Source organism: Mucilaginibacter oryzae, assembly GCF_003148845.1.
Taxonomy (GTDB): Bacteria; Bacteroidota; Bacteroidia; order Sphingobacteriales; family Sphingobacteriaceae; genus Mucilaginibacter; species Mucilaginibacter oryzae.
The window spans coordinates 75,176-99,409 of the sequence record NZ_QGHA01000009.1 but is presented as its reverse complement, the minus strand read 5'-3'; the positions used below and the strand labels follow the sequence as shown (position 1 = coordinate 99,409).

21 protein-coding genes are annotated in these 24,234 nt (G+C 44.9%); 11 read left to right on the top strand and 10 right to left on the bottom strand.

Annotation, left to right across the window (positions count from 1 at the left end):
- Nucleotides 1–115 precede the first annotated feature (115 nt).
- The 4 genes from LX99_RS19955 to LX99_RS19940 all read left to right on the top strand — a co-directional run bounded on the left by LX99_RS19955 (nt 116) and on the right by LX99_RS19940 (nt 3,087).
- The gene (locus LX99_RS19955; RefSeq protein WP_109609434.1) at nt 116–862 is read left to right on the top strand and encodes a hypothetical protein; all 747 of its coding nucleotides are present in this window, start codon (nt 116–118) and stop codon (nt 860–862) included.
- 344 nt (nt 863–1,206) lie between these two features.
- The gene (locus LX99_RS19950) at nt 1,207–1,758 is read left to right on the top strand and encodes an REP-associated tyrosine transposase (protein WP_109609433.1); all 552 of its coding nucleotides are present in this window, start codon (nt 1,207–1,209) and stop codon (nt 1,756–1,758) included.
- Between the two features lie 176 nt (nt 1,759–1,934).
- A complete protein-coding gene (locus LX99_RS19945; RefSeq protein WP_109609432.1) occupies nt 1,935–2,828 on the top strand; it encodes a DUF4349 domain-containing protein in 894 nt (297 codons plus the stop codon).
- 61 nt (nt 2,829–2,889) lie between these two features.
- The gene (locus tag LX99_RS19940; protein ID WP_109609431.1) at nt 2,890–3,087 is read left to right on the top strand and encodes a hypothetical protein; all 198 of its coding nucleotides are present in this window, start codon (nt 2,890–2,892) and stop codon (nt 3,085–3,087) included.
- Between the two features lie 67 nt (nt 3,088–3,154).
- Here LX99_RS19940 and gldB read toward each other — a convergent pair whose 3' ends face one another.
- Complete coding sequence (gene gldB, locus LX99_RS19935; RefSeq protein WP_109609430.1) at nt 3,155–4,192, bottom strand: gliding motility lipoprotein GldB; 1,038 nt, start codon at nt 4,190–4,192, stop codon at nt 3,155–3,157.
- 143 nt (nt 4,193–4,335) lie between these two features.
- Between gldB and LX99_RS19930 the strand changes: the two genes are divergently transcribed.
- Nucleotides 4,336–5,985, top strand: coding sequence for an NAD+ synthase (locus tag LX99_RS19930; protein ID WP_109609429.1), 1,650 nt, complete (start codon nt 4,336–4,338; stop codon nt 5,983–5,985).
- Nucleotides 5,986–6,190: 205 nt separating this feature from the next.
- Entirely contained in the window at nt 6,191–9,928 is a 3,738-nt protein-coding gene (locus LX99_RS19925) for a S8 family serine peptidase (protein WP_109609428.1), read from the top strand.
- A gap of 224 nt (nt 9,929–10,152) precedes the next feature.
- Here the strand turns inward: LX99_RS19925 and LX99_RS19920 are convergent, their stop codons facing one another.
- Complete coding sequence (locus LX99_RS19920; protein ID WP_022833576.1) at nt 10,153–10,647, bottom strand: hypothetical protein; 495 nt, start codon at nt 10,645–10,647, stop codon at nt 10,153–10,155.
- A gap of 240 nt (nt 10,648–10,887) precedes the next feature.
- On the opposite strand from LX99_RS19920, the gene ggt reads away from it, so the two are divergent.
- From ggt to LX99_RS19900, 4 genes are all read left to right on the top strand, one after another.
- A complete protein-coding gene (gene ggt, locus LX99_RS19915; RefSeq protein ID WP_109609427.1) occupies nt 10,888–12,609 on the top strand; it encodes a gamma-glutamyltransferase in 1,722 nt (573 codons plus the stop codon).
- Between the two features lie 121 nt (nt 12,610–12,730).
- Nucleotides 12,731–13,174, top strand: a complete 444-nt coding sequence (locus LX99_RS19910; protein ID WP_109609426.1) for a MarR family winged helix-turn-helix transcriptional regulator — start codon at nt 12,731–12,733, stop codon at nt 13,172–13,174.
- Between the two features lie 221 nt (nt 13,175–13,395).
- Nucleotides 13,396–13,896, top strand: a complete 501-nt coding sequence (locus LX99_RS19905) for an FKBP-type peptidyl-prolyl cis-trans isomerase (RefSeq protein ID WP_146203173.1) — start codon at nt 13,396–13,398, stop codon at nt 13,894–13,896.
- 76 nt (nt 13,897–13,972) lie between these two features.
- Nucleotides 13,973–14,923, top strand: coding sequence for an FKBP-type peptidyl-prolyl cis-trans isomerase (locus tag LX99_RS19900; protein WP_109609424.1), 951 nt, complete (start codon nt 13,973–13,975; stop codon nt 14,921–14,923).
- Between the two features lie 8 nt (nt 14,924–14,931).
- Here LX99_RS19900 and LX99_RS19895 read toward each other — a convergent pair whose 3' ends face one another.
- Complete coding sequence (locus tag LX99_RS19895; RefSeq protein ID WP_109609423.1) at nt 14,932–16,242, bottom strand: cryptochrome/photolyase family protein; 1,311 nt, start codon at nt 16,240–16,242, stop codon at nt 14,932–14,934.
- Nucleotides 16,232–17,137: a TIGR01777 family oxidoreductase gene (locus tag LX99_RS19890; RefSeq protein WP_109609422.1), complete on the bottom strand. Its 906-nt coding sequence runs from the start codon at nt 17,135–17,137 to the stop codon at nt 16,232–16,234. Before LX99_RS19890 ends, LX99_RS19895 begins: the two co-directional genes overlap by 11 nt.
- A 41-nt stretch (nt 17,138–17,178) precedes the next feature.
- Here LX99_RS19890 and LX99_RS25395 point away from each other — a divergent pair, with 41 nt between their 5' ends.
- Nucleotides 17,179–17,445: a hypothetical protein gene (locus LX99_RS25395; protein ID WP_146203172.1), complete on the top strand. Its 267-nt coding sequence runs from the start codon at nt 17,179–17,181 to the stop codon at nt 17,443–17,445.
- Between the two features lie 19 nt (nt 17,446–17,464).
- On the opposite strand, the gene LX99_RS19885 is transcribed toward LX99_RS25395, so the two are convergent.
- The 6 genes from LX99_RS19885 to LX99_RS19860 all read right to left on the bottom strand — a co-directional run bounded on the left by LX99_RS19885 (nt 17,465) and on the right by LX99_RS19860 (nt 24,230).
- Nucleotides 17,465–18,901, bottom strand: a complete 1,437-nt coding sequence (locus LX99_RS19885) for an SDR family oxidoreductase (protein WP_109609421.1) — start codon at nt 18,899–18,901, stop codon at nt 17,465–17,467.
- 32 nt (nt 18,902–18,933) lie between these two features.
- Nucleotides 18,934–21,057, bottom strand: coding sequence for a hypothetical protein (locus LX99_RS19880; protein WP_109609420.1), 2,124 nt, complete (start codon nt 21,055–21,057; stop codon nt 18,934–18,936).
- 179 nt (nt 21,058–21,236) lie between these two features.
- Nucleotides 21,237–21,551: a Dabb family protein gene (locus LX99_RS19875; protein WP_022834281.1), complete on the bottom strand. Its 315-nt coding sequence runs from the start codon at nt 21,549–21,551 to the stop codon at nt 21,237–21,239.
- A gap of 14 nt (nt 21,552–21,565) precedes the next feature.
- Nucleotides 21,566–21,997, bottom strand: a complete 432-nt coding sequence (locus LX99_RS19870) for a hypothetical protein (RefSeq protein WP_109609419.1) — start codon at nt 21,995–21,997, stop codon at nt 21,566–21,568.
- 9 nt (nt 21,998–22,006) lie between these two features.
- Nucleotides 22,007–22,582 carry a hypothetical protein gene (locus LX99_RS19865; protein WP_109609418.1) on the bottom strand — a complete coding sequence of 192 codons (576 nt, stop codon included), beginning with the start codon at nt 22,580–22,582 and terminating at the stop codon, nt 22,007–22,009.
- A 283-nt stretch (nt 22,583–22,865) separates the two neighbouring features.
- Nucleotides 22,866–24,230 (bottom strand): ABC1 kinase family protein, encoded by a 1,365-nt coding sequence (locus LX99_RS19860; protein ID WP_109609417.1) that lies wholly within the window; start codon nt 24,228–24,230, stop codon nt 22,866–22,868.
- Nucleotides 24,231–24,234 lie beyond the last annotated feature (4 nt).

Here is a 24,234-nt window from a genome sequence, read left to right as displayed (position 1 = left end):
ATAGCGGCCTGGTCGAAGTTGTGCTAAGCTTTAACCAGTAAAAAGTATTTTATTAAATTGCCGCCTGGAAGGTTTTTGCACAAAAGTATTTAACCTAACCTTACGCTTAAGCCTTATGTATACGCTAATTAAACGAAGTGTAATTATAACCCCTCTCTTACTTGCAGTTATTGCCAACATGGCAAGCGGGCAAGTATTCAGCCTTACTTCTTTAACCGGTGCGAAGAAAATAGTCACCGTATCTCCGGTAAGTGATCAAGACATCGTATCGATAATATCTTCAAAAGACACCATTAAACTTCGAAATGTTTATACTATTGAAAAATTAGCGCTTTTAAATAAGAACTTTTTAATGGTTACCTGTAGCGTGCGTGCGGGGTCGGGTATGCGTTTAGAGAAAACGTTGGTTATTTGTGCAAAGAAAGATGGTTTGGTTGAGGCGCTGCATATTTCTTCGTTATTCAAAGAGGATTTTATTGATTTTAGTGGACCTGTTAAATCTCCAATTAAGGTTAGTGTCAGGACGAGATATGAAGTGAGGCTGACGTTAACCCCAAATAAGGAAGGCTCCTGCAAGTTAAAGGCTAAAATACATGGTGAACGTAAATCTATAAAAGAACCGAATATCAATTATGAATATAATCGAATCGTTTATCTGAATTTTGATACTGAAAAGAATATTTTTTATACCCGTCAGGAACATTTATCCCAAACTTTTTGGGTGTTTAACGCTGAAATAAATAGGGAAAGTAAGCAATACATTGAGGGAACATATCCTATGGTTAAATTGGGCGGCTACAGATATTATCATATAAAAGGTGAATGGTATGAACAAACGGGTTCAAACTATTTATATAAGTAGGAATGTAAAAGGAACAGGTTGAAGTTTAGCGCAGCATAACTTCGACTAAAACTGTTGCAAGCATTCTGCTTGCGAAGCGCTGTTTTTAGTTTTGTCTTGGGTGAAGGTTATTATGGTTTATAAAGTTAAGCTGAAGCTTAACACAGTTTAGGTCGAAGTTACGCTGCGCTAAACTTCAACCAGTAAAAAGTATTTTATTAATTTGCCACCTGGAATTTTTTACACAAATGGTAAATTGGGAACTGGTGAACTGGTCGAAGTTTAGCGTATAGCGTAACTTCGTCCTAAACTGTCGCAAGCATTCTGCTTGCAAAATCAAATAACATAAACCGATTGTCACATCAATGGGCCGCAAATATATCTTCCATGAACATGATCAACTTTATTTTGTCAGCTTCGCCACTGTTAGGTGGATAGATGTTTTTGTGCGAAGAATTTATTGCGATATTGTTGTAGACAGTCTTAAATATTGCATCGAAAATAAAGGTTTGGAGTTGTATGCCTGGTGTATCATGTCCAGCCATGTGCATCTGATCATAAGCATAGAAAAAGGGAACCTGTCAAATATAATGCGTGATTTAAAAAGGCACACATCTAAAACTATCTTAAAAGCCATTGCCGAAAATCCACAAGAGAGCCGACGCGACTGGTTGTTATGGATGTTTGAACGAGCAGGAACGCATAATGCTAATAATGAACAGTATCAGTTTTGGCAACAAAGTAATCACCCGGTAGAATTATCTACTCAACAAATGATAACACAACTATTAGATTACCTGCATAATAATCCGGTTGGATCAGGCGCGGTTGATTATCCGCCAAATTACCTTTACAGCAGCGCTAAAGATTATTATCTGAATGAAGATGGGTTATTGCCTGTTATAAAGTTAAGCTGAAGCTTAACACAGTTTAGGTTGAAGTTATGCTGCGCTAAACTTCAACCGGTATTTGTTAAGTCGAAGTTACGCTACGCTAAACTTCAACCAGTGTTTGATCACGCTAACCTCCCCGGCTCCGGGTTACCTTTCCCTATTTTCCGGTATCAATGTATACCAAAGAAAATTAAACAGTTATGAAAACAAAGTTATTCCTGGCGTTGCTGGCGGGCGTGTTGCTGCTGGGCGCTTGTAAGGGTTCAAATTATGAAGCCACCCGCGATGACAAAGCCTCTTCATCCAGTGCCGACACGGTAGCGGTCAGCGCCAATTCCGCCGGGGCCGACAGCCTGCCAACCAAACTGGTAAAAACCGCCGACATGCGTTTTAAAGTGAAAAACGTGCAGCAAACCGGTGATGCCATTGCCGCGCTTACCGTTCGGGACGGGGGCATGGTAATGCACCACCAGATGCAGACTAATGTTGAGCGGAGCGAAGACATCCGTGTAAGCGATGATTCGGTGAAGCGGGTGTCGGCCCTGAACACCAGCGCTGATATGACGGTTAAGGTACCTTCCGAAAAACTGGAAAGTTTTATGACCGAAGTAAGCCATATGGGCATGTACATTACCCTGCGCAAAATGGATATTGAAGACCGTACGCTCGATTACCTCTCCGAAAAACTGAAACTCCGCAACCGGCAGGACCTGATAGATCAGCAAAAGAAGGGTAAAGTAATCATTAAAAACCCGGTGAATGTGATGCTGCTGAAAGACGATATGGTTGAGCAGCAAATTGCTAACATGCGTACCGATGCGGCGGTGAAATACAGTGTGGTTAGCCTGGGTTTTTACCAGAGTAATAGCATACACCAGGAAATGATAGCCAATGATGATCCTTCGGCCTATCAGCTGCCATTTTTTAAACGATTTGGCATAGCTGTAAGCAACGGCTGGTATGCGTTTGTCGATGTGCTGCTGGGCCTTGCCAATGCCTGGGTATTTATTGTTTTGGGGCTGGCTTTATGGGGGCTTTACCGCTATTATAAACGCAAGCACGGGTTAGGGTTTGCAGGCGGTATAAAATCATAAAAACTTTGTAGCTTTTTCAGTAAACATTTCTATTTTTGCGCAAACATTAAATATAGGTACCATGGAATCAATGGAAAATGCTAACGCAGAAGGTCACTACAAATTATTAACTGTTGCTATCATTATCGGTATAATAGGCGTGTTTTTGCGTTTTGCCGGCGATGCCAACACAGGCTTCATGTTTACTTCTATTTCAAACGTTATCTTGATCATTGGTATCCTGATCGCCCTGAAATGCGTTTTTGCAATCATGAAGTAATTAACCTCTTAAAAGGAAAAGATATAAAAAGCGCCTTCGGTTTCCGGAGGCGCTTTTTTGTTGCTTTTTATTTGGGGTGATAGGCCGATTCGTTCAGGATCTTCTGGGCATCCTTATCGGCCATCAATTGCTGCAGCGTAACATCGGGGTGCTTTTCCATATACTTACGCACTATCCGCCAGCCCGTCCACACGGCCAGTTTAGGGGCCGAATCGTTTTTTTCGCCCAGGCCAGGCGTAAAAGGCGCCTCGGTTAAATACCGCTGAATTTTGGGGTAATCGGTTTCGTAAAGCAGGTTTTCTTCTAAAAAGTATCCCCAGATTTTACCTTCAAAATCATGGCACCATTGCAATTGCTGCGTGGTGTAACGGATTTTGGTGCTATCGGCCACATCCGGCAAAACCCTGTCCATAAAATACATGATCTTACCGTTATAAATCATTTTATTCAGCAAGGCTTTGTCAGCATCATTTTCAGGAAACATCTCCTCGCGGGCCATCCCCTCAACTACCCTCGGTGTGATATTATCAGGCGTAAACCACCTGGAAAGGTAATGCGGAAAAGCATCGGTTAACGAAGGGTAAAACCTCGAATCGGCCCCTAAAAACAAATCGATACCGATAGCGAAATAGCCATCGCCAATACTGGTTTGCGCCTGGAAACCAGATATGTAGGCGTAAACCCGCGGCAAACGCTTTTGCGGATAATAGTATTTAATGTATTTAAAAGCTTCGGTAAGGCTGGCCTCAGGCTTATCCATGTTGGGGTAGGCGGCATCAACATCATGTTTCAGGTCGGTGTACGCCTTTCCGGCAAATACTTTTCGCAGTGTTTCAAAGTATGCGGTATCTTTTGCACTCCCGGCCTGTAAAATGCGTTGGATAAAATCGGTATAAAAGGTGCCGTAAGTTTTTTGCAGGTATGCAGCCTGCGTAGCCATGGGTTTGGTATGCATGGCGTCAAAATCATGATCAAAGCGCTCAATTTTAACATCAACCTTAATATTGCTCAGGTCAACTTTTTTGCTGTCGCGGCAACTGCCGAATACAAGGGCGATGAAAAAAATTAAGTAAATTTGCTTTGCTGTAAACCGGGTAGAACTCATTTTTATCCTTATTGAGGCAAAAGTAATTTTATTTGCATAATGTTGCTAAGTTAACAGTCCAAAGTTGTAAGTCTTAAGTCGCAAGTATTCAGTTCATACTTTTGACTAAAAACTTTAGACTACCGACTAAAAAATATATACTTATGAAAATCGCGTTAGCACAGCTTAACTATCACGTAGGTAACTTTGAATCAAACACCCAAAAAATAATCGACCATATCATCAAGGCTAAAAATCAAGGCGCCGACCTGGTGGTATTTGCCGAGCTATGCGTTTGCGGTTACCCTGCGCGCGATTTTTTGGAGTTTGACGAGTTTATCGGTCTTTGTGATGAATCTGCCAAAAAAATAGCCGAAGCATGTGTTGATATGGCCTGCATTATAGGGTTGCCAACACCTAACCATAAAACGGAGGGTAAGGATCTGAGCAATTCGGCTTATTTTATTGAGAATGGCAAAGTGAAGGCAGTAGTGAACAAAGCGCTGTTGCCAAACTATGATGTATTTGACGAGTACCGCTACTTTGAACCATCAACAGAGTTTAGCTGTATTGATTTTAAGGGCAAGCGCATCGCCCTCACCATATGCGAAGACCTTTGGAATACCATCGAGAACCCGCTGTACGTTACCCGCCCGATGGATACGCTGATCCACCAGAAGCCGGATGTGATGATTAACATAGCTGCCTCGCCGTTTGCCTATAATCATGATGAGGAACGTATTGAGATATTGAGCGATAACGCCGGCCGCTATCAGTTGCCATTATTATATGTAAACCACGTAGGCGCGCAAACCGAATTGATTTTTGATGGCGGTTCGCTGGTTTTTGACAGCACAGGCAAGGTGATTGATGAATTACCTTATTTTGAAGAAACGCTTGCTTTTTATACCCTGAACGCTGATAACACATTAAGCTTTGATCATCCCACAACCATCAAAGCCGAACGCCCGGGCGATATCGAGCAGATTTACCAGGCCATTTTATTGGGCATTCGTGATTACTTTTATAAATCGGGCTTTAAGCAGGCTATATTGGGCTTATCGGGCGGTATTGATTCGGCCGTAGTATGCGCCCTGGCTGCCGAGGCTTTGGGGCCGCAAAATGTAATGGCCGTATTATTGCCTTCGCGGTTCTCGACAGATCATTCATTGAAGGACGCGCTCGACCTGGTGGAAAACCTGGGCTGCAAGCATGAAGTAGTGCCGATTAAAAGTATCACCGAGGCATTTGAAACCGCCCTGCACCCGCAGTTTGACGGCTTGCCGTTCAATATAGCCGAAGAAAACATCCAATCGCGCAGCCGCGCTGTATTGCTGATGGCTATGTGTAATAAATTTGGTTATATATTGCTGAATACCAGTAATAAGAGCGAAGCAGCGGTTGGTTATGGTACTTTGTATGGCGATATGTGCGGCGGGATCTCGGTTATCGGCGATGTTTATAAAACCCAGGTTTTTGAGCTGGCAAGGTATATTAACCGCGATAAGGAGATCATCCCCGTAAACTCCATCATTAAACCACCGTCTGCCGAATTGAGGCCAGATCAAAAAGACACTGATTCGCTGCCTGAATATGATGTGCTGGATAAAATATTAGCCGAATACATTGAAAACCGCTGTTCATCGGCCGAAATCATCCGCATGGGGTACGATGAAGCCACTGTACGCAGGGTGATCAAACTCACCAACTCGGCCGAGCATAAACGTTACCAAACCCCACCTATTTTAAGGGTATCGCCAAAAGCGTTTGGTATGGGCAGGAGGATGCCTATTGTGGGTAAATATTTGTCGTAACCCATCATTTACTTCGTGTCATTAGGTCATTTTTTATGATAGGTCATTCGCTTCGCATCATTAGGTCATTAAGTCATTTTTCAATACGTTATTGAAGAAGCAAAGCAAATGACCTAATGACGCAAAGCAAAATGACCCAATGACACGAAATAAATGACGCGCAGCAAAATGAAACAAGTGTATAAATTGCCTATCTTTCAAACCAATGAATAAACTTTATACAGCCGTTTCTTTTTGCTTTTTGATGCTATGCGCAACCGGCAGCATCTTTGCACAACAACCCCTGGTAAGCGCAACCGGCAAGGCCGAACTTAACAAACTCTCCAACCAAACAAGCGCTGAAAATAAAGCATCATACAACAAAGCGGTATCTCTTGCCCAAACCCATGGCTGGACATTAACGCGCCATAACCGTAAAGGTAACCTCATTGTTTTGCAGGGGGTTAACAAGCTGGGCTTTCCGGTATATTTAACTACGCACAACAATACTACGGCCGCGGCCACAACGGGTACCAACAACCTGCAGCCCGGCGGTTCGTTAGGTTTAAATTTATCGGGCTCGTCAGATTTTCTGTCGGGTAAGCTGGCCATTTGGGATGGCGGGTCTGTGTACCGGGCACACCAGGAGTTTTCGGGCAAAACGATAACCCTTAAAAATACCGCGGCTATCAATGATCACTCCTCACACGTAGCCGGTACCATGATCGCTAAAGGGGTGTACGCGCCTGCCAAAGGTATGGCCTTTGGTGCAACAACCTTACAATCGTACGATTTTAATGACGATGAAACCGAAATGAGCGCCGCCGCGGCCAACCTGCTGCTTTCCAATCACTCGTACGGTATTGTTGCCGGTTGGGATTACAATGATACCGACGGCCGCTGGGAGTGGAATGGCCTGCCCGGCGACTCGGTGGATTACAATTTTGGCTTTTATGATGCTAAAACCGCCAATTGGGATAAGATAGCCTACAACGCGCCGTATTATCTCATTGTTGCATCGGCCGGTAACGCCCGCCAGGATAACGGGCCGGCCGTAGGGCAAACTTATTACGGCTATAAAAGTCGCACCGATCAAACCATGGTTAGTAAAGGCGCCCGGCCGGAAGGCATCAGCAATAATGATGGGTACGATATTATCAGCACAACCGGTAACTCAAAAAACGGGATAACGGTAGGCGCGGTGTATCCGCTTTTATATGGCCCCAAAAACCGCGCAGATGTAAACATTGCCCCCTTTAGCAGCTGGGGGCCTACAGATGATGGCCGTATTAAGCCGGATTTGGTTGCCGATGGCGTGAACGTGCTTTCTGTAGGAATTGACAATACCACATCGTACCTCGCCTTATCCGGCACATCCATGGCATCGCCTAATGTTACCGGGTCATTGTACTTATTGCAGGAATATTATGCAAAAAAAAATAACGGGGCCTTTATGCGCTCGGCCACTTTAAAGGGCCTGGTTTGCCATACCGCTTTTGATGCAGGCAACATAGGCCCCGATTATATTTATGGCTGGGGTTTGCTTAATATGACGGCCGCCGCGCAGGCCATTACCGATAACGGCGGCAAAAGTATGGTTAGCGAAAAAACATTGGTACAGGGCCAAACCCAAACCTATAAGGTAATAGCATCGGGCAGTACCCTCCTGGCAGCCACCATATCATGGACAGACCCTGAAGGCACCGCCACCACCGAAGGTGTTATCAATAACCGTACCCCCAAGCTGGTGAATGACCTTGATATCAGCGTAAGCGATGGCACTACCACATTCAGCCCCTGGGTGCTTGATCCGGATAAGCCGGGCCTGGCAGCTACTAAGGGTGATAACATCCGCGATAACATTGAGCAGGTTTATATTCCTAACTCAGTTCCAGGTCGTACTTATACCATTACGGTATCACATAAGGGTACGTTAAGGTCCGGGTCGCAGGCTTATTCACTTATTGTTACCGGGGTAGGCGGCGCGGCGTACTGCGCTTCGGCCCCGTTATCCGATGCCGATTCGCGGGTGAACAATTTTAAACTCGCTAATATCGATCACACACCGGCCGCCGGATGTAAAAGCTATTCGGATTATACCAACCTCACAGCACAGCTTGAGCAGGCCAAAACCTACCCGCTAAGTATCACCTTAGGCACCTGCGGCAATAACTTTAACAAAGCCGCCAAAGTATTTATTGACTGGAACGCCAACGGCGTTTTTGAGGATAACGAATTGGTAGCTACAACAGGTATCATCAATGCCACCGGAACATACAACACCAACATTACTGTACCGGGCACGGTTACGGCGGGCGCTTACAGTTTGATGCGCGTAGTGCTTGCCGAAACAAGCGATGCCGCTACCGTAAAAGCCTGCGGCACCTATGCAAAAGGTGAAACCCAGGATTACCGCGTACAATTTTTACAAACCGGCATAGATGCCGGTGTCATATCCATTGTTAGTCCCGGAGCGGGGGGCACCTGTTCGGCAGGTACACCGGTTACCGTAAGGCTTAAAAACTTCGGTAACGCCGCCATCAGAAATATCCCGGTAATAGTTACCATTACCGATGCCAATAACGTAACCACCACCTATACCGATACCTATAAAAGCACGCTGCAGCCATCTGCCGAAGATAATTTTACCTTAAACGGTCAGTTTAACGCCGTGGCCGGGGCATCATACACCGTTACGGCCACCAGCAGGCTTACCGGCGATCCGGTTAGCAGCAACAATACCGTAACAGCCAATATTACAGTTAACCCGCCTGCAACCATCGGCAATTTGAGCGCTTATTATTGCTCCGCAAGCAACCAGTACCAGCTATTCGGAACAGGCGATGGTACTGTTTTCTGGTATCAAAACGCTAATGATGCGCTGCCGGTAGCCGCCGGATCGGAAGCAATTACCAGCCAGGCTCCGGTTAATAATACTTTTTATGCCGGTGTTAACGATTTTAAAGGCAGCATTGGTCCGGCTACCAAAAATGTATTTACGGCAGGAGGGTACAACCAGTTTACACCATATGTAAGTGTGCATACGGCCGCACCTGTGCTGATACAAAGCGCCAGGTTGTACATAGGCTACCCGGGCAAAATCACTTTTAATGTGGCTAATGCTAACGGGCAAATCGTATCCTCAACAAGCATTGATGCTGTTGCTACGCGTACCACGCCCCTGACAGGCGCGCAGCCCGACGACCCTAACGACCAGGGCAGGGTTTATGACCTTAACCTGCAATTACCTGCCGCCGGAGACTACCAGATATCGGTTGATTTTGCCGATAGCGCTACCATATTCCGTAATAATGGAGGTGTAAACGGTTACCCTTTTAAAATAGGCAACATTTTCAGTATTACAGGTAACGGGGCCACCAGCAACAACGGCGATACGACTACCTATAAAGGGTTCTATTATTATTTTTATGATATGAAAGTGCAAAGCCTGGGTTGCCCTTCGGCTGTACGAAAACCGGTTACGTTGAGCAAGCCGGTAATTACGCAAAACGGCAATACCCTCACTTCAAGCTTTGCCGATGGAAACCAGTGGTTGCTGAACGGGGCAGTGATAGACGGGGCTACTGCCGCTACTTACCAGCCCGTGCAAAGCGGCTATTATACGGTACAGGTTACGCTGTCTAACGGCTGCATTGCCGAATCGGACAAGGTTTTTTACGCGCGTGATGGTGGAGTTGGTGATAACAGCGAGATTAAACTGAACGTTTTCCCGGTACCGGCCAAAGATGTGCTGAATGTAACTTTTACTGCACCCGGTGCAGGCGCACTGAGTTTATCTATTGTCGACCAATCCGGGCAAACTTTGTTCACCAATAACGATAATGTTTCAAAAGGCAGATACAGCACCCAGGTAAATGTAGCTAAATATTTGCCGGGCGTTTATATCATGAAAGTGCTGTTGGGAAAAAAGGTTTACGGCCGGAAGTTTATTGTGGTGAAGTGATAAGCTAAATTCGGATTTCGGATGTTCGATTTCGGATTTTTTTGTTGGGATTACACCGATTGACTTTGATTACGCCGGTTTTGGCTGTTGATTGTTTTTGATTGGGTTGATATACAAATGTCTGAACCTGAAATTGTTGGATTAATGAATTGACGGAAAATCAAGCTATTTCTGTAAATTGATAATTTCTCTAAAATTCCGGTTCAGACAAATGCTGATTCAGATTAAAAAGTATATTTCAGGCCCAATCCCGGCGCGATGTCAAAGAATGGTCCGCGGGCCAGTTCAAGGCGTGGGTTAAGGTCAAGGCTGATGGCGATCGGTGCGTTGGGAATCACGTATTCGAGGCCAACAACGGCATCGGCGCCAATTAAAATATGTTTGCCGCTGTAATACTCATCATCGCCGCCCAGGCGTTTGTAATAGCCGCTGCCAACCGAACCAAGGTGACCGCCGAAACCGTAATAAAAGCTCAGTTTATCAACATTAAAGGCCGTTGTGCTTTTTTCATACAAGCCGGTAAATACCACACCATGATCGCGGATGCCAATGATACCTTCGAGGGAGGTATTTTTATCCGTAAAGTATTTAATGGAGGGACCAACCTCGTAAGCGCCGAATTTTAAGCCAATGGCGGTTTGATAATCCTGTGCCTGTGATTTTTTGCCGATAACTAAAAAAGCTACGGAAAGTAATAGGATGTACTTTAATTTGTTCATGCAGATGAATTTAAGTAAATGATAATGTAGCGGTAACACCAAAATTGCCTGCTTGTTTATAGCAAGTTTAAAATATAATGCACCGGCAATTAAACGGCTAAATTACTTTTTTATGCTGTTTTGTAACAAAAACATAGCAATTGCATGGAGATAGCTCTGATTTTCAGTTGTAAAGAATAGCTTAGGGCTTGTTGATTCATGAGCTTCAATAGCTTATTTTAGAAAAATTTATAACCGGTAATGATTCAGTTTTCCCATAAGTTATCCGCACCAAAATACCTGTTGTCCTTCCTGATCATGGCGGTTGTTTTACAGGCCGGCTGCGTACGGGGGCAATTGGGGCAAAACAACAGCGCACAATACCGCAATGGTATGGTGGTTTGCGCTTATCCCGATGCCGCACAGGTTGGGCTTGATGTTTTAAAAAAAGGCGGTAACGCCGTAGATGCTGCCGTTGCGGTACAGTTTGCGCTGGCCGTTACCCTTCCCGAAGCCGGCAATATTGGCGGTGGTGGGTTTATGGTATACCGGTCAAAAAACGGCAAAACCAATACGCTCGATTTTAGGGAGAAAGGCCCCCGGGCCGCCAACGCTGATATGTACCTCGATTCGGCAGGAAACGTGGTGCCTGATATGAGCCTTTACACGCACAAAGCTTCGGGTGTTCCCGGTTCGGTAGCCGGTATGGCCGAAGCGCACAAAAAATACGGCAAACTGAAATGGGCCGACCTGGTGCAACCCGCCATTAATATTGCCCTTAACGGGTTTAAAGTAACCCAACACCTCGCTTCTGATCTGAATTGGGCTGCCGGAAAATTTACAAAGCTCAACCCGGGTAAAAGCTACCTGCTTAAAGAAGGAGGATGGAAGGAAGGCGATATCTTAATACAACAAGACCTGGCCAAAACACTCGAACAGATTCGTGATAAGGGCTGTGATGGTTTTTATGACGGCCCCGTGGCTGATATGATTGTAGCCGAAATGAAGCAGGGCGATGGGCTGATTACCAAAGATGATTTAAAAGCCTACCGCGCGGTATGGCGCAATGCCATCATTGGAAAGTATAAAAATTATAAAGTTATCACGATGCCGCCGCCGTCAAGCGGGGGGATAGCCTTGCTGCAATTGTTAAAATCGGTAGAGCCTTTTCCTTTAAAACGATATGGCCATAACCAAGACTCCACCATCAGGTTAATGGTTGAGGCTGAGCGCAGGGTTTATGCCGATCGTTCCAAATACCTTGGCGACCCTGATTTTTATAAGGTGCCGGTTGATAGCCTGCTGCGACCGGAATATATCGCCGCCCGAATGAAAAGTTTTAGCTGGGATGCCGCAACTCCAAGTACCAGCATACAGCCCGGCAGCTTTGTGGGGTATGAAAGCGACCAAACCACGCACTATTCTATTGTTGACCGGGAGGGTAATGCCGTATCCGTTACCACCACGCTTAACGATACCTTCGGCTCCAAGATATTTGTACAGGGCGCCGGGTTCCTGCTCAATAACGAGATGGATGATTTCAGTTCTAAACCCGGTGTGCCCAATATGTACGGGTTAATTGGCGGTAAGGCCAACAGCATCCAGCCAGGAAAACGCATGCTATCGTCAATGACGCCCACAATTGTGGAAAAGGACGGGCAACTGTTTATGGTGGTGGGTACGCCCGGCGGCTCAACCATCATAACTTCGGTATTTCAAACCATTTTAAACGTGATCGAGTTTGACAAAAGCATGCAGCAGGCCGTATCTGCAAAACGATTTCACAGTCAGTGGCTGCCCGATGAGGTGACCATAGAAAGGGATGGCATAGACAGCGCCACCGTTAAAAAACTGGAAAGTAAAAGGTACAAAATAGTTACTACCAGGGCCATGGGCCGTGTAGATGCCATCCTGAAAACCCAATGGGGCTATTACGAAGGCGGCGCCGACCCGAGGGGGGATGATACAGCTTTGGGGTTTTAAGTTAAAAGTCTTTAGTTGGTAGCCTTAAGCCCCGCTTTAAATAAAGTAACTATTGACTTAGAACTTTCAACTCCGGACTTAAATTTGGTTATTCCACATCCATTTACTACGTTTGGTATGCATGCATAACAATGTAAAACACCAGGAAACCATCGACTATTTTTTGAAAATAGTGTGGCAAACCATGGCTAACCGGTATAATCAGCTGGTTACTGAGTTTGGCATTACCCAATCTATAGGTTACCTGCTTATCAATATCGACGAAAAGGAAGGTACCACCGTATCACAGGCGGCGGCCCTGCTGGGTTTAAAATCAACCAGCCTGTCGCGCATGCTCAGCCAGTTGGAAACCACCGGGCTTATTTACCGCGAAAGCAATGAAGGGGATAAGCGCTCGGTGAAAATTTATTTAACCCCCCTGGGCAAAGAGAAACGCCACCAGGCCCGCGTAATTGTAAGGCAGTTCAATAACTATCTTGATGCCAACATCAGCGAAGCGGATAAAAACCACCTGATTGAAACGCTGAAGAAGTTAAATAAGCTTACGGTGAATTATAAACCTTAAGGAAACTGGTCAATGCTAAAGCGTCATGATAAGGTATGAAGCAATAGCGAACCATGCACATGAACAAATACTTTTCAATACACTTTTACATAAAATCAAACGTTCTACCTCCAAGCACTCCGGTGTTTAAGTTTAAAAACACGCTTTCCTTTTATTAATTGTTAAAAAGTGTTAAGCTGCCGTTTTTCTGTTTTAAAAGAATAAATTTGCCTTTTAAATTGATGAACAGGATCCTGTTAGTTTTATTGCTGTTAAGCGCCATAACATATGGCTGTGGTAAATCAGGTGTCGACCCCCTGGTACAATACCGGGCGCAGGCCGCTATTGATGATAAGATAGTGAGCGATTATATTGCCGCCAACCCTGGTTTAAATGCCAAAAGGATAGATACAACCGGGGTATATTACATCGTTAAGTCAGGCGAGCAAGGCACCGGCAACGTGCTTTACACCAGTTCGACTCAGGTTACCGTGGGTTATACCGCAAGGATTTTAACATCCGGAACGGTGGTTGCACAAACCGACAAGTTTCACCCCACTTATACATTGGGCGGTGTGATTAAAGGCTGGCAGTTGGGTATACCGCAAATTAAGCCGGGCGGCAATGTACGTTTATTGGTACCGTCAAGGTACGCGTATGGGCCATATCCGCAGGATTCGTTAAAATTACCGGCCAATTCGGTAATGGATTTTCAAATCCAACTGTATAACGTTACTAATTAAAAGCCGGATAACCGGTTAAATAAAATAAGGGGCCAAAAGGAGTGAATTAACTTGTGGCCGGATAAATAAACAATAAATGAAACAAATTACTTTTACGCTCTTACTATTCATCTCTATAGGCCTGATATCGTGCCGCAAAGACCGGAACGACCCCGATATTAAGCAATACGACGATACCCAGATCAAAAACTATATTGCAGCTAACGGTATTACCGGCATGCAGCGCGATACGGTAGGCGGTGATACCTCCGGAATTTATTATAAAATACTATCGCCGGGCACCAGCACAACGCCCATGCAATATTCCGACCAGGTATCATTTGTGTATACCATGCGCTCGCTTGATGGCAAATATATCTCTACTGATTCGCTTAATCTGAACCACTTTTACGGTTACCTGGGGCACGTAACCGGCTTTCAGCCAACAACAAGTTACCCGCCGCTGCCCTCGGGCCTGCAAAAAGCTGTTCATGATCTCATCAAATACAAGGGCACGTCCGCCAGGATAATTGTCCCATCGCGCCTTGCCTATGGCATAGGCGGTTTCGGGTTAGGCAGTTCGAGCAACGCCAACAGCCACGTTGGCGGTAACCAAAGCCTGGATTATTATGTGAACGTAGTATCAAACCAGGAAGTTTATGACGATGCAGTTATAAAAAGCTATATCAAGACCAAAGGGCTTACCGGTTTTACCAAAACTGCAGATGGTGTTTATATTAAAGTTGCCACACCAGGCACAGGCGTTGATTTGATTAACAGCGATTCCTATATAACCTGTAGCTACACGGGTAAGTTTTTAAATGATAATGTATTTGATAGTACATCCAACCAGGGCGCAACCTCAAACTCTTTTACCGTTAGCGACCTGGCCAAAGGCGTTCAGGAAGCACTACAGGGACAAACTGCCGGCGCTGCAATCTCTATGATCATTCCATCAAGGTTTGGCTACGGTACTTCAGGTAGTGGCTCTATCGGGCCTAATGTGATATTGTATTTCGACTTTACTATAGCTACTGTAACTAACTAAAGTTTAACTTACTTCAACGCCTTTTTAAAAGCCGCTAAACACCTGTCGCGCGCGAAGGCGTGATCAACAATGGGTTTTGGATATTTGCCGAAGTCGGCATATTCCGGAACCCATTTTTTGATGTACTTCAGTTCCGGGTCGAATTTTTTGGTTTGCGCCTCAGGGTTAAAGATCCGGAAGTAAGGCGCCGCGTCGGTGCCAGAACCGGCCGCCCACTGCCAGCCACCTACGTTGCTGGCCATTTCGTAATCTAACAGTTTACGGGCAAAATAGCGTTCGCCCCAACGCCAGTCAATCAGCAGGTCTTTCGATAAAAAACTGGCTGTTATCATCCGTACCCGGTTATGCATAAACCCGGTGGCATTCAGCTCGCGCATACCGGCATCAATAATGGGGAAGCCTGTTTCACCCCTGCACCATGCATCAAACTGGTCTTTGTTATTGATCCATTCAATACGGTCATACTCGGGCCTGAAGGCATGATCCATGGTATGCGGAAAGTGGTGCAGGATCATCATATAAAACTCGCGCCAAATCAATTCATTAAGCCATGTTTTATCATTATAGGAGTGGGCTGTGCGGGCCAGTTCCCGGATGCTTACCGTGCCAAAGCGCAGGTGCATGCCAATGCGCGATGTGCCTTTAATGGCCGGGAAATCGCGGCGGTGCTTATAATCCTGTATCACATCCTCATACTTTTTGTCAGGCAGGGATAAAGCGCTTTTTTCAAAGCCCATATCCCCGAGCGTGGGTATGGGCAGTTGTTTGCTTTGATGCAGGTTATGCAGGTATTTTTTGGTGGGATAGCTTTTCAGGTAAAAAGGCTTCAGTTTGCTGTACCATTTGTGCTGGTAGGGGGTATAAACGGTATAGGGCTTGCCATCGTCTTTTACAACCTCGTTTTTTTCAAATATTACCTGGTCTTTATACGTTTTAAAGATAACACCGTGTTTATCCAGTTTTTTTCGCACGGCTTCATCGCGTTGGGTGGCGTAGGGCTCATAATCGTGGTTGGTATAAACTTCGCCGATGTTATATTTTTTGATGAGATGCTCCCAGGCATTGATGGCCCCGTCATAGATTACCAGCAGGTTGCCGCCATGTTCATGCAGTTCGGCAGCCAGTTTTTCAATAGTCTGGTAAATGAAGGTAACACGGGCGTCATCCTTATCTTCCAGTTTATCCAATATCTCTTTATCAAAAATGAAAACCGGCAGTACCGGGTTGCCGCTTTTAAGCGCATGGTATAACCCGGTATTATCATCAAGCCGCAAATCGCGGCGGAACCAGAATATATTTACAGGTGTTTTATGATCCATAAATCTCGGTTAATGCCGCATCTACATCGGCATATTTAAAGGTAAAACCGGCATCTTCAATTTTTTTGGCCGATACTTTAGTGCTGCCCAATACAATAGTGCTCATCTCGCCCAAAATCAGTTTCAACACAAAGCCGGGCACGTTAGGCGCCCATAATGGTTTATGCAGTTGTTTGGCTACAGCTTGTGTCAGTTGTTTGTTGGTTACCGGATTGGGGGCTACCATATTGTAAACGCCATGCAGATCACGGTTTTCAATCCCCATCAGGTACATATCCAACACATCCTGCCAGTGGATCCAGGAAACCCACTGTTTGCCGCTGCCCAGGGGCGAACCTACGTATAGTTTAACAGGTTTAGCCAGGGTTGGCAATGCGCCGCCGTTTTTATCTAACACTACACCTGTACGGAATTTTAATACACGCAGGCCAAGTTTTTCGCCTTCGCTAACCGCGGTTTCCCAAAGCACACAGCATTGCGAAATAAAATCAGCAAGCGGCGTGCTGCTTTCAAACATCAGTTCATCGCCGCGGTCGCTGTAATAACCAATGCCCGATGCCGATACTACCGATGTAACCTGGTGCTGTTTCCGCTCCAGCAGATGATAAATTAACCCGATGGATTTTACCCGGCTATCAATAAGGTCTTGTTTGCGTGCATCTGTCCAGCGTTTTTCGGCAATACCCGATCCGGCCAGGTGCACTATGGTATCAACGCCATCGATGCAGTTTTGGTCGATAGTACCTTTGTCAATATCCCAGGTAAAAGTTTTTACGCCGGGAATATTACCCGCTTTACGGCTTAAATGGCTCACGGTATAACCTTTAGCCAGCAATGCTTTAGTAAGGTGCCTGCCTAATGATCCGGAACCGCCGGTTAATAATATGTTTTTCATTTTACGTTTCTTTTGCTGCGTGTGATTGGGTCATTTACCTTGTGTCATTTGCTGCGCGTCATTGGGTCATTATTTTTCGGATCATTTTCATTTTAAGAGGCTTGTGTACGTTGCTCATCGCCTCGTTTACTCACCCCGGCATCGCTGCGCTTGTCACCCCTCTCTACGCTGCGCGTAAAGCCGGGGTTTTAATTTTTTTATTTTTTTCCTCTTTGCGGCATGCCGCAGAGAGGGATTCCGGTGAAATGGAATATAGGGTGCGTAAACGCCATATTCCGCAAATCAAAAATGACTTAATGACCCAATGACCGCAACGCGAAATGACCATCAATGGTAATTTACAATCTCCCGCGCCATGCCGTTAAATATAAACAGGTGAAAAGGCCACATGGCATACCAATACAGCCGACCCCACAAGCCATTGGGCCTAAAGGTGGCTACCTGGCTTAAGCTTTTTTTATTGTTGCGCTCAATTATTTTAAACTCCAGCCAGGCTTCGCCGGGCAGCTTCATTTCGGCATATAACAACAGGCGTTTGTTCTCGCGGTCTACCAGCAGTACCCGCCAAAAGTCTATCACATCGCCGGGCGAAATATAAACATTGCTGGTGCGCCCCCTGCGCGATCCCACCCCGCCAAAAATCTTATCCAAAAAACCGCGGATGTTCCAGATCCAGTCCCAGTAATACCAGCCGCGGTCGCCCCCTATGGATAGTACGTTGGTAAACACTTCATCTGCCGGGCGCTCAAAAGGCATTTTCACTTTGTATTCCTGGGTGCCGTTTTGCGGTACCTTAATCTGGTCCATAAAACCGGGGTTAAGGTAACCCTGATTAAACGCGTCTTTCCAGCTGGACACGATAGAGTTTTGCTCTATCTTAACAAAAGCGAGTTCGAGGCATTCTTTATAGGTAAGGCACTGGCGCGGCACTACCTCGTCAATATTGTGATTGTGCATGATGGTTTCGTTCTTCATGCTGTCAACCAGGCTCTGGGCAAGGCTATAACTGGTTGAAGTGACAAAATATAACCAGTATGACGATATTTTGGGCGACAGGAACGGTACAATGATGATATACCTTTTCAGTTTGCGCACCTCGGCATAGGTAAGCATCATTTGTTTAAAAGAAAGGATATCCGGCCCGCCGATATCGAAGGTGCGGTTAAATGCTTTTTCGTTAAGCAGCACACCCTGCAGATAGCCCAACACATCCCGGATGCCTATAGGCTGGCAGCGGGTATTCACCCAGCGTGGCACCGTCATCACGGGCAGCTTCTCTGTCAGATCGCGGATGATCTCGAACGAAGCGCTGCCTGAGCCTATAATGATAGCCGCCCTTAAAACAGTGAGCGCCGCCCTGGCTTCCTGCAAAACATCTTCAACGTGCCGCCTTGATTCGAGGTGTTTGGATAGCTTTTCGTCGTTAGTGATCCCGCTTAAAAAAATGATTTGCCTGCAGTTGGTTTTATCAAGCGCGGTAACAAAGTTATGGGCCGAAAGCGCTTCGAGCGCGGTAAAATCCGGCGATTGCGACATGGAATGCACCAGGTAATAAGCCGCGTCGATGTCGGCAGGAAAAGCTTCTACATTCTTTTCCTTCAGCAAATCGCCTGTAATGAGGGTTACCCTTTCGCTATAATCGCTTTTTTCATGAAAGCGGCGTTTATCGCGCACCAGGCAAACCACGTCATGGCCCGCTTCCAGTAAAACCGGAATGAGCCTTGTACCTATATATCCGTTAGCGCCTGCAAGTAAAACTTTCATGTATATTCAAACAACAAACAGGGCGGGGTGTTTTATAAGCCTAACTTAAATCCAAGACCATAAAACCTGCGGTTGTCGGTTATGATAGATTTTTTGTTTTGCCATAGGTTACGCCCGTCTGCAAATACTTCCATGTTTTTAAATTGGTGTGTTTTAAGCTTACAGCCAAAGTAAACATTTTGTAGCGAAAATGAATTTGCTCCCTGCCCAATTATTGACGGATAGGGCGTTGCATTGGCATAAGCGGAATTGCCTTTGCCGGTTTGGTACAATACATCAAGCCCTGCAAAAATGTTATTATGTTCTAAACGGTTAACCCAACCGCCTGTCCATATTTTATTGCCCATATTAACAGGCGAAATAAGCTTTAGGGTTTTAAGGTTGATATTATTGGTGTTAATACCGCTGATAAAGCGGGTGTTTGGCTTGTTAATGATATTGAAATTTAAACCGATGCGGTTTGTGGTATATTTCGTATCGGCAAATACGGTATAGCTTATGGGAGTACCCGTATAAGTGTAATCATAAATGAAAGGGATTAGCAGGTAACCCCGTTCAAAAGTGTAATTAACCGAAACAAGTTTAGTAATCTCAATGTCGGCTCCAGCTACATAATTGTTAAACGCTTTTAATGGGTTGTAGCCTGGGGTTGGGTAGGATTGAGTATTATAGTCGCTGCCCACGAAAATCTCTGTAACAAGCGGATTGGCGTAAACGGGATCTACCCCCGAAAGCTGTGTATTACCTGCCTGCGAAAGTATGTTTTGTTTGGTGTATGATGCGTGTAATTTAATGCCCACCGCTTTAATGCCTGTTAGGGATGATATGTTAACGCTTACCGTGGCAAAAGGGAAAATACGTTTAAGGTGAGTTGTATCCTGCAGGTTAAGGCTTTTCCTGGTATCTAACATGGCTAAAATGCCGCCTTGCAGATTGATACTGTTTTTGTAGAGGATGCTTAGCGAGGGCAATAAAAGATAGTTTTTACGCTTATAGTAACTACGATCGGTGTTGCGGAAATAACTGCCGGGGTTATTTAGGTCGTTTCCGTAGTAATTAGCCTTGTAAGTTGAATTGCTAAGCGAATCGCGGGTGTAACGGTAGCTGAAATTTACTGACGGCTCAAAGGTAAAGGCTCCGGTGGTTTTACGGTAGCTTAGGTTATCCTGCAACAGGTAAACTTTTCTTGAATGGAAATTGCTGTCGAGATAATTGGAACGGTAGCCATTGCTGCCGCTTACGGTTTGAACGTTAAAAGCGTAATGTTGATGGTATGAATAGTGATTATACGTTGCCGAAAACGTATTTTTTAACCCCTTTGCAAGCTGCGAGTTAAATTGAATATTGGTATTAAAAAGATTTTGCCTGCCATGGTCGGCAGCGTTGGTTTGTAAGCTATAGGTAGGATCGCCAACGTAAGGGTTTATATTGGCATTAACATATTTGAACCTCGATATCTGCGGTACAAAATTAACCGTAGCCCCGAGGGTGTTATTTGCACCCCATTTAACATCAGTATAACCATTAAGCTTAAACCTGTCGAAACTTAGCGGCGCGCCAACATCAGTAGACGGTGTTTTTAAAATTGGTGAAACATCGTGCAAATAAGTGGCCGAGAAACCCGAGTTAATGTTGTCTGTATTATTATAGCCCGATACATAATATTGATGAAACAGGTTGGCTGTGCTTTTCACGTTAGCATTGCCCTCACTATTACGTACCGTAACCAGGTTTGCTTGTCCCGCAACCTCAAAGCCCGATTTACCCGGACGCTTGCGCCTGGTTTTAATAAGCACCAGTTGTTGTAATGGTGCAGCGCCATTAACTTGTATCAGTGAGTTTTGAATCAGGGTTATCTCTTCAATATCATGAATATTATAAATGTTTACATCATTTACCAGGTTACCGTCTATTACGTAAACCACGTTATTGCTACGCGTGTAGGTGCCATAAAGCCAAACATTAATAGCTTCGGACAGGTTAGAAAAAGGCTGGCGCTCAAGGTCGGCGGCTTTTATGGTGATGTTTTGCGTAAACTTTTTATCAAGCCGTATCCTGCCCAGATCATAACGGGTACTATCGGTTTGCGCATAAGATTTTGGAAATGAAATAAATAAAGCAATTGATGTAATAAGGTAGGTTAGGCGTGAATACATGTGTAAGGTTGTAAAAATTAAATAAGGCCAAATATATGCTATTTAGCCTTATTTATAATATAGTATTTTTAGCTGTTGAGCAACCTCATTCTATTTGAGTTTAGCAGTTTCTGCAATTTAATAAAACTGACCGGCATTCATTTCAGGCTTCCTTATACCGGTTTCCTCAACCTTGAAGTTTATATGTTTACGCTATCAACCACCACTACTTTGCTACAAAGCGGCTTGGCATACTCCTCGGCGAAAATCACATGGGTAGGGTCAACCTGGTAAGCTTCCTGCGCCTCCGGCGAATCGAACAGGATCAGCAGTGATACATCGTACGACCTGTCGATCACATCGCGGTTGGTATCGGCCGGCACCCCGATATGGATGTGGCGGATGTGTGGGATAGGGATCAGGGTATTCAAACCTGCTATCAGCTGATCTTTATCGGCTTTATTATTAAGCCAGAAATGTACGTGGTGTACAAAGGTGTTTTGTAGTATTGGCATGGGGATGTGTTTGTTTATGGTTTGCGTTTAAAAAGTTTGGTGAACCAGTTTTGTTTTGGCTGTTGCTGGTACTGGTTTAATACATGGGTACGATAAGCCTGGAAATTTTGATATCCGTTTACAGAAGGATTATTAAGGTTGATCATATCGCCGAGACCAGTATCAAATATCTGCCAGTTGTTTTTTATAGCCAGATCTATCAACGGATAAATAGCCCCTTCGCCATACAAACTTAGCATGGTGTTGCTCGCCGGTTCATTATCACCAAAATAATCAATAGTATAACCATCGCCCTTAATTTCAAGGTGATCCCCATCTTTTACAATGTTATCAAAGTAGGCTTCAAAAACTGCAGTGAATGATACAGATACCAGTTTGGTTTCATTCAGCTCGGCCGGATCGGTAATTTTTTCAGTCGAATTAAAAAGTACTACATCCCAACTCATGATTGCAAATTAATGAAGACAACCTACGTAAATTTTTGATTTGATTGCAAAGGCTGTTTTGCTGGGTTGCAAAACTTTAACCGCACTATCAGCACCGGCTTTGGTTTGATAAATGCCGGATACAAGGGCTATCATTTTTTTGTCGGAATTATCTTTGTATGCATTGAGATATTCAAGGCTTAAAGTTTCCGATGGATTTCGGCGCATAAAATAATCTCCGGCAAATATGTCATCATCGGGGTAATTATCGGGCAACTTAATCAGGTCTTTCTTTTTATCGTAATACCGGTCCATCGTATCAATAGTAATGCCCTTGCTTTTGCTCAACTCAAACATCTTATCTCTCAGCGAATAATAGTTGCGCCCGGTATCGGCAATTACAACATAGTAATCGGCGTAAGCTTCATCCTGCTCTTCCGTAGCCGTGGTATCGGCGTCGGCGGGGTTAGCCCTGGTATGTGTTTTATAGGAGGCCGACAAAACTTTAACGTTTTTTACTTTCAATGTGTCCTGGCTTATTTTGGCAGGTTTTGATTTGCAGGCCGCCAGCAAAGCAGTTAATAAAATAAGGTATTGTACTTTCATTTGTGGGTATAGATCTGATCAAATATAACCCATTTGTTCAATTAATTTGTCATCATCGACAACGGCCAGGAAAATCGCTCTTTTGACGTTTTTGTAAACGTTTCCCAATTTGACGGTTTTGGGGTGAAATGATATTCATTATTCAAAAAGACCAATTTGTCATGTTGAACGTAGTGAAACATCGTATTCGCCCTGTAAGCAGGCGACTTTGCACCCGCTGAAGATATTTCGCTAACGCTCAATATGACAAAAAAGTTAAAAGCCATTTCCCTGTGTCAACTGCTCAATATTCTAATACCACATGTGGCTTATAAGTGTCCGTTTTAACCTCGGCCTTTAGTTCGTGCAAAATATTATACAAGCCAAAGTTGGTGCGGTTAACATAAATAAAATGCTTTACACCGCGCGCCTGTTTAAATTCGGGCATTTTTGAAATGCGTTCGCCGAAGCTGTATAGCTGATCAAAAAAAGCGGCCTGGCTAAAATCAAAAGTATCGGTGATATAAGGCAGCGCAAACAGGCCTATCATTTCCTTGTACTGGGTATAATAAAACTCCACCTGTGCCGGGCTATCGTCATGGTGTATCATGTCGAGCTGCCGGAAAGCTTTAATGGTTTCTTCCTTATTGTCAAGCAGGTTGGTTGATGTAAGGGAAAAGAACGGATAATAAAAGTCGTCGGGCATCACCTTGATGCAGCCAAAATCAATCACACCAAGCTTACCCCCGGGTGTGATCATGAAATTACCCGGGTGCGGATCGGCGTGTACCGCGCGCATCTCGTGCTGCTGAAAATTATAAAAATCCCAAAGGGCCTGGCCTATCCGGTTGCGCAGCTCCTGCGATGGGTTGGTGGCTAAAAACTCTTTCAGGTGTTTGCCCTCCAGCCAATCCATGGTGATGATACGTTTACTGCTTAACTCCGGGTAATATGTGGGAAATACCACATTATCGAGGTTGGCGCAGGCTTCTGAAAATTCAACCGAACGGCGTACTTCCAGTTCGTAATCTGTTTCTTCCAGCAGGCGCTCTTCAACCTCTTTCATATACACGTCCAGTTCGCGCTCGCTCATGCCCAGCATCCTGAAGGCGAAGGGCTTGATCAGTTTCAGATCTGACGAGATTGAATCGCCAACGCCGGGATATTGAATTTTTACGGCCAGCTTTTTGCCATTTAACTCGGCCTGGTGTACCTGGCCGATAGAAGCCGCGTTGGTAGAGCGGATGTTGAATTTATCATAGATCTGGTCGGGATTTTTGCCGAAATATTTTTTAAAAGTTTGTACAATAAGCGGCCCCGAAAGCGGGGGCGCGTTATACTGCGATTGGGTGAACTTATCAACATAAGCCTGCGGCAACAGGTTTTTATCCATACTCAGCATCTGTGCCACCTTGAGCGCGCTGCCCTTAAGTTCGCTTAGCGACTGGTAAATATCAGCTGCGTTATCCTCATTCAGCTCCGACCTGTCGAGGTTGGGGTTAAACAGTTTTTTTGAATAATGTTTAATATAGTTACCGCCTATCTTGATGCCCGTTTTTACAAACTTTGCCGAGCGTTCAACCTTGGTGGTGGGTATGCTGTTTTGTTCGGGGGTACGAGCCCCCGATAAATCGCCCCCTGTAGGGGAGACTTTGCTGTTTTCTTCCATATTT

Excerpts from the sequence above, each read along its gene's own strand:
- LX99_RS19955 (WP_109609434.1), top strand. The coding sequence starts at position 116 with ATGTATACGCTAATTAAACGAAGTGTAATTATAACCCCTCTCTTACTT.
- LX99_RS19950 (WP_109609433.1), top strand. The coding sequence starts at position 1,207 with ATGGGCCGCAAATATATCTTCCATGAACATGATCAACTTTATTTTGTC.
- LX99_RS19945 (WP_109609432.1), top strand. The coding sequence starts at position 1,935 with ATGAAAACAAAGTTATTCCTGGCGTTGCTGGCGGGCGTGTTGCTGCTG.
- LX99_RS19940 (WP_109609431.1), top strand. The coding sequence starts at position 2,890 with ATGGAATCAATGGAAAATGCTAACGCAGAAGGTCACTACAAATTATTA.
- gldB (WP_109609430.1), bottom strand. The coding sequence starts at position 4,192 with ATGAGTTCTACCCGGTTTACAGCAAAGCAAATTTACTTAATTTTTTTC.
- LX99_RS19930 (WP_109609429.1), top strand. The coding sequence starts at position 4,336 with ATGAAAATCGCGTTAGCACAGCTTAACTATCACGTAGGTAACTTTGAA.
- LX99_RS19925 (WP_109609428.1), top strand. The coding sequence starts at position 6,191 with ATGAATAAACTTTATACAGCCGTTTCTTTTTGCTTTTTGATGCTATGC.
- LX99_RS19920 (WP_022833576.1), bottom strand. The coding sequence starts at position 10,647 with ATGAACAAATTAAAGTACATCCTATTACTTTCCGTAGCTTTTTTAGTT.
- ggt (WP_109609427.1), top strand. The coding sequence starts at position 10,888 with ATGATTCAGTTTTCCCATAAGTTATCCGCACCAAAATACCTGTTGTCC.
- LX99_RS19910 (WP_109609426.1), top strand. The coding sequence starts at position 12,731 with ATGCATAACAATGTAAAACACCAGGAAACCATCGACTATTTTTTGAAA.
- LX99_RS19905 (WP_146203173.1), top strand. The coding sequence starts at position 13,396 with ATGAACAGGATCCTGTTAGTTTTATTGCTGTTAAGCGCCATAACATAT.
- LX99_RS19900 (WP_109609424.1), top strand. The coding sequence starts at position 13,973 with ATGAAACAAATTACTTTTACGCTCTTACTATTCATCTCTATAGGCCTG.
- LX99_RS19895 (WP_109609423.1), bottom strand. The coding sequence starts at position 16,242 with ATGGATCATAAAACACCTGTAAATATATTCTGGTTCCGCCGCGATTTG.
- LX99_RS19890 (WP_109609422.1), bottom strand. The coding sequence starts at position 17,137 with ATGAAAAACATATTATTAACCGGCGGTTCCGGATCATTAGGCAGGCAC.
- LX99_RS19885 (WP_109609421.1), bottom strand. The coding sequence starts at position 18,901 with ATGAAAGTTTTACTTGCAGGCGCTAACGGATATATAGGTACAAGGCTC.
- LX99_RS19880 (WP_109609420.1), bottom strand. The coding sequence starts at position 21,057 with ATGTATTCACGCCTAACCTACCTTATTACATCAATTGCTTTATTTATT.
- LX99_RS19875 (WP_022834281.1), bottom strand. The coding sequence starts at position 21,551 with ATGCCAATACTACAAAACACCTTTGTACACCACGTACATTTCTGGCTT.
- LX99_RS19870 (WP_109609419.1), bottom strand. The coding sequence starts at position 21,997 with ATGAGTTGGGATGTAGTACTTTTTAATTCGACTGAAAAAATTACCGAT.
- LX99_RS19865 (WP_109609418.1), bottom strand. The coding sequence starts at position 22,582 with ATGAAAGTACAATACCTTATTTTATTAACTGCTTTGCTGGCGGCCTGC.
- LX99_RS19860 (WP_109609417.1), bottom strand. The coding sequence starts at position 24,230 with ATGGAAGAAAACAGCAAAGTCTCCCCTACAGGGGGCGATTTATCGGGG.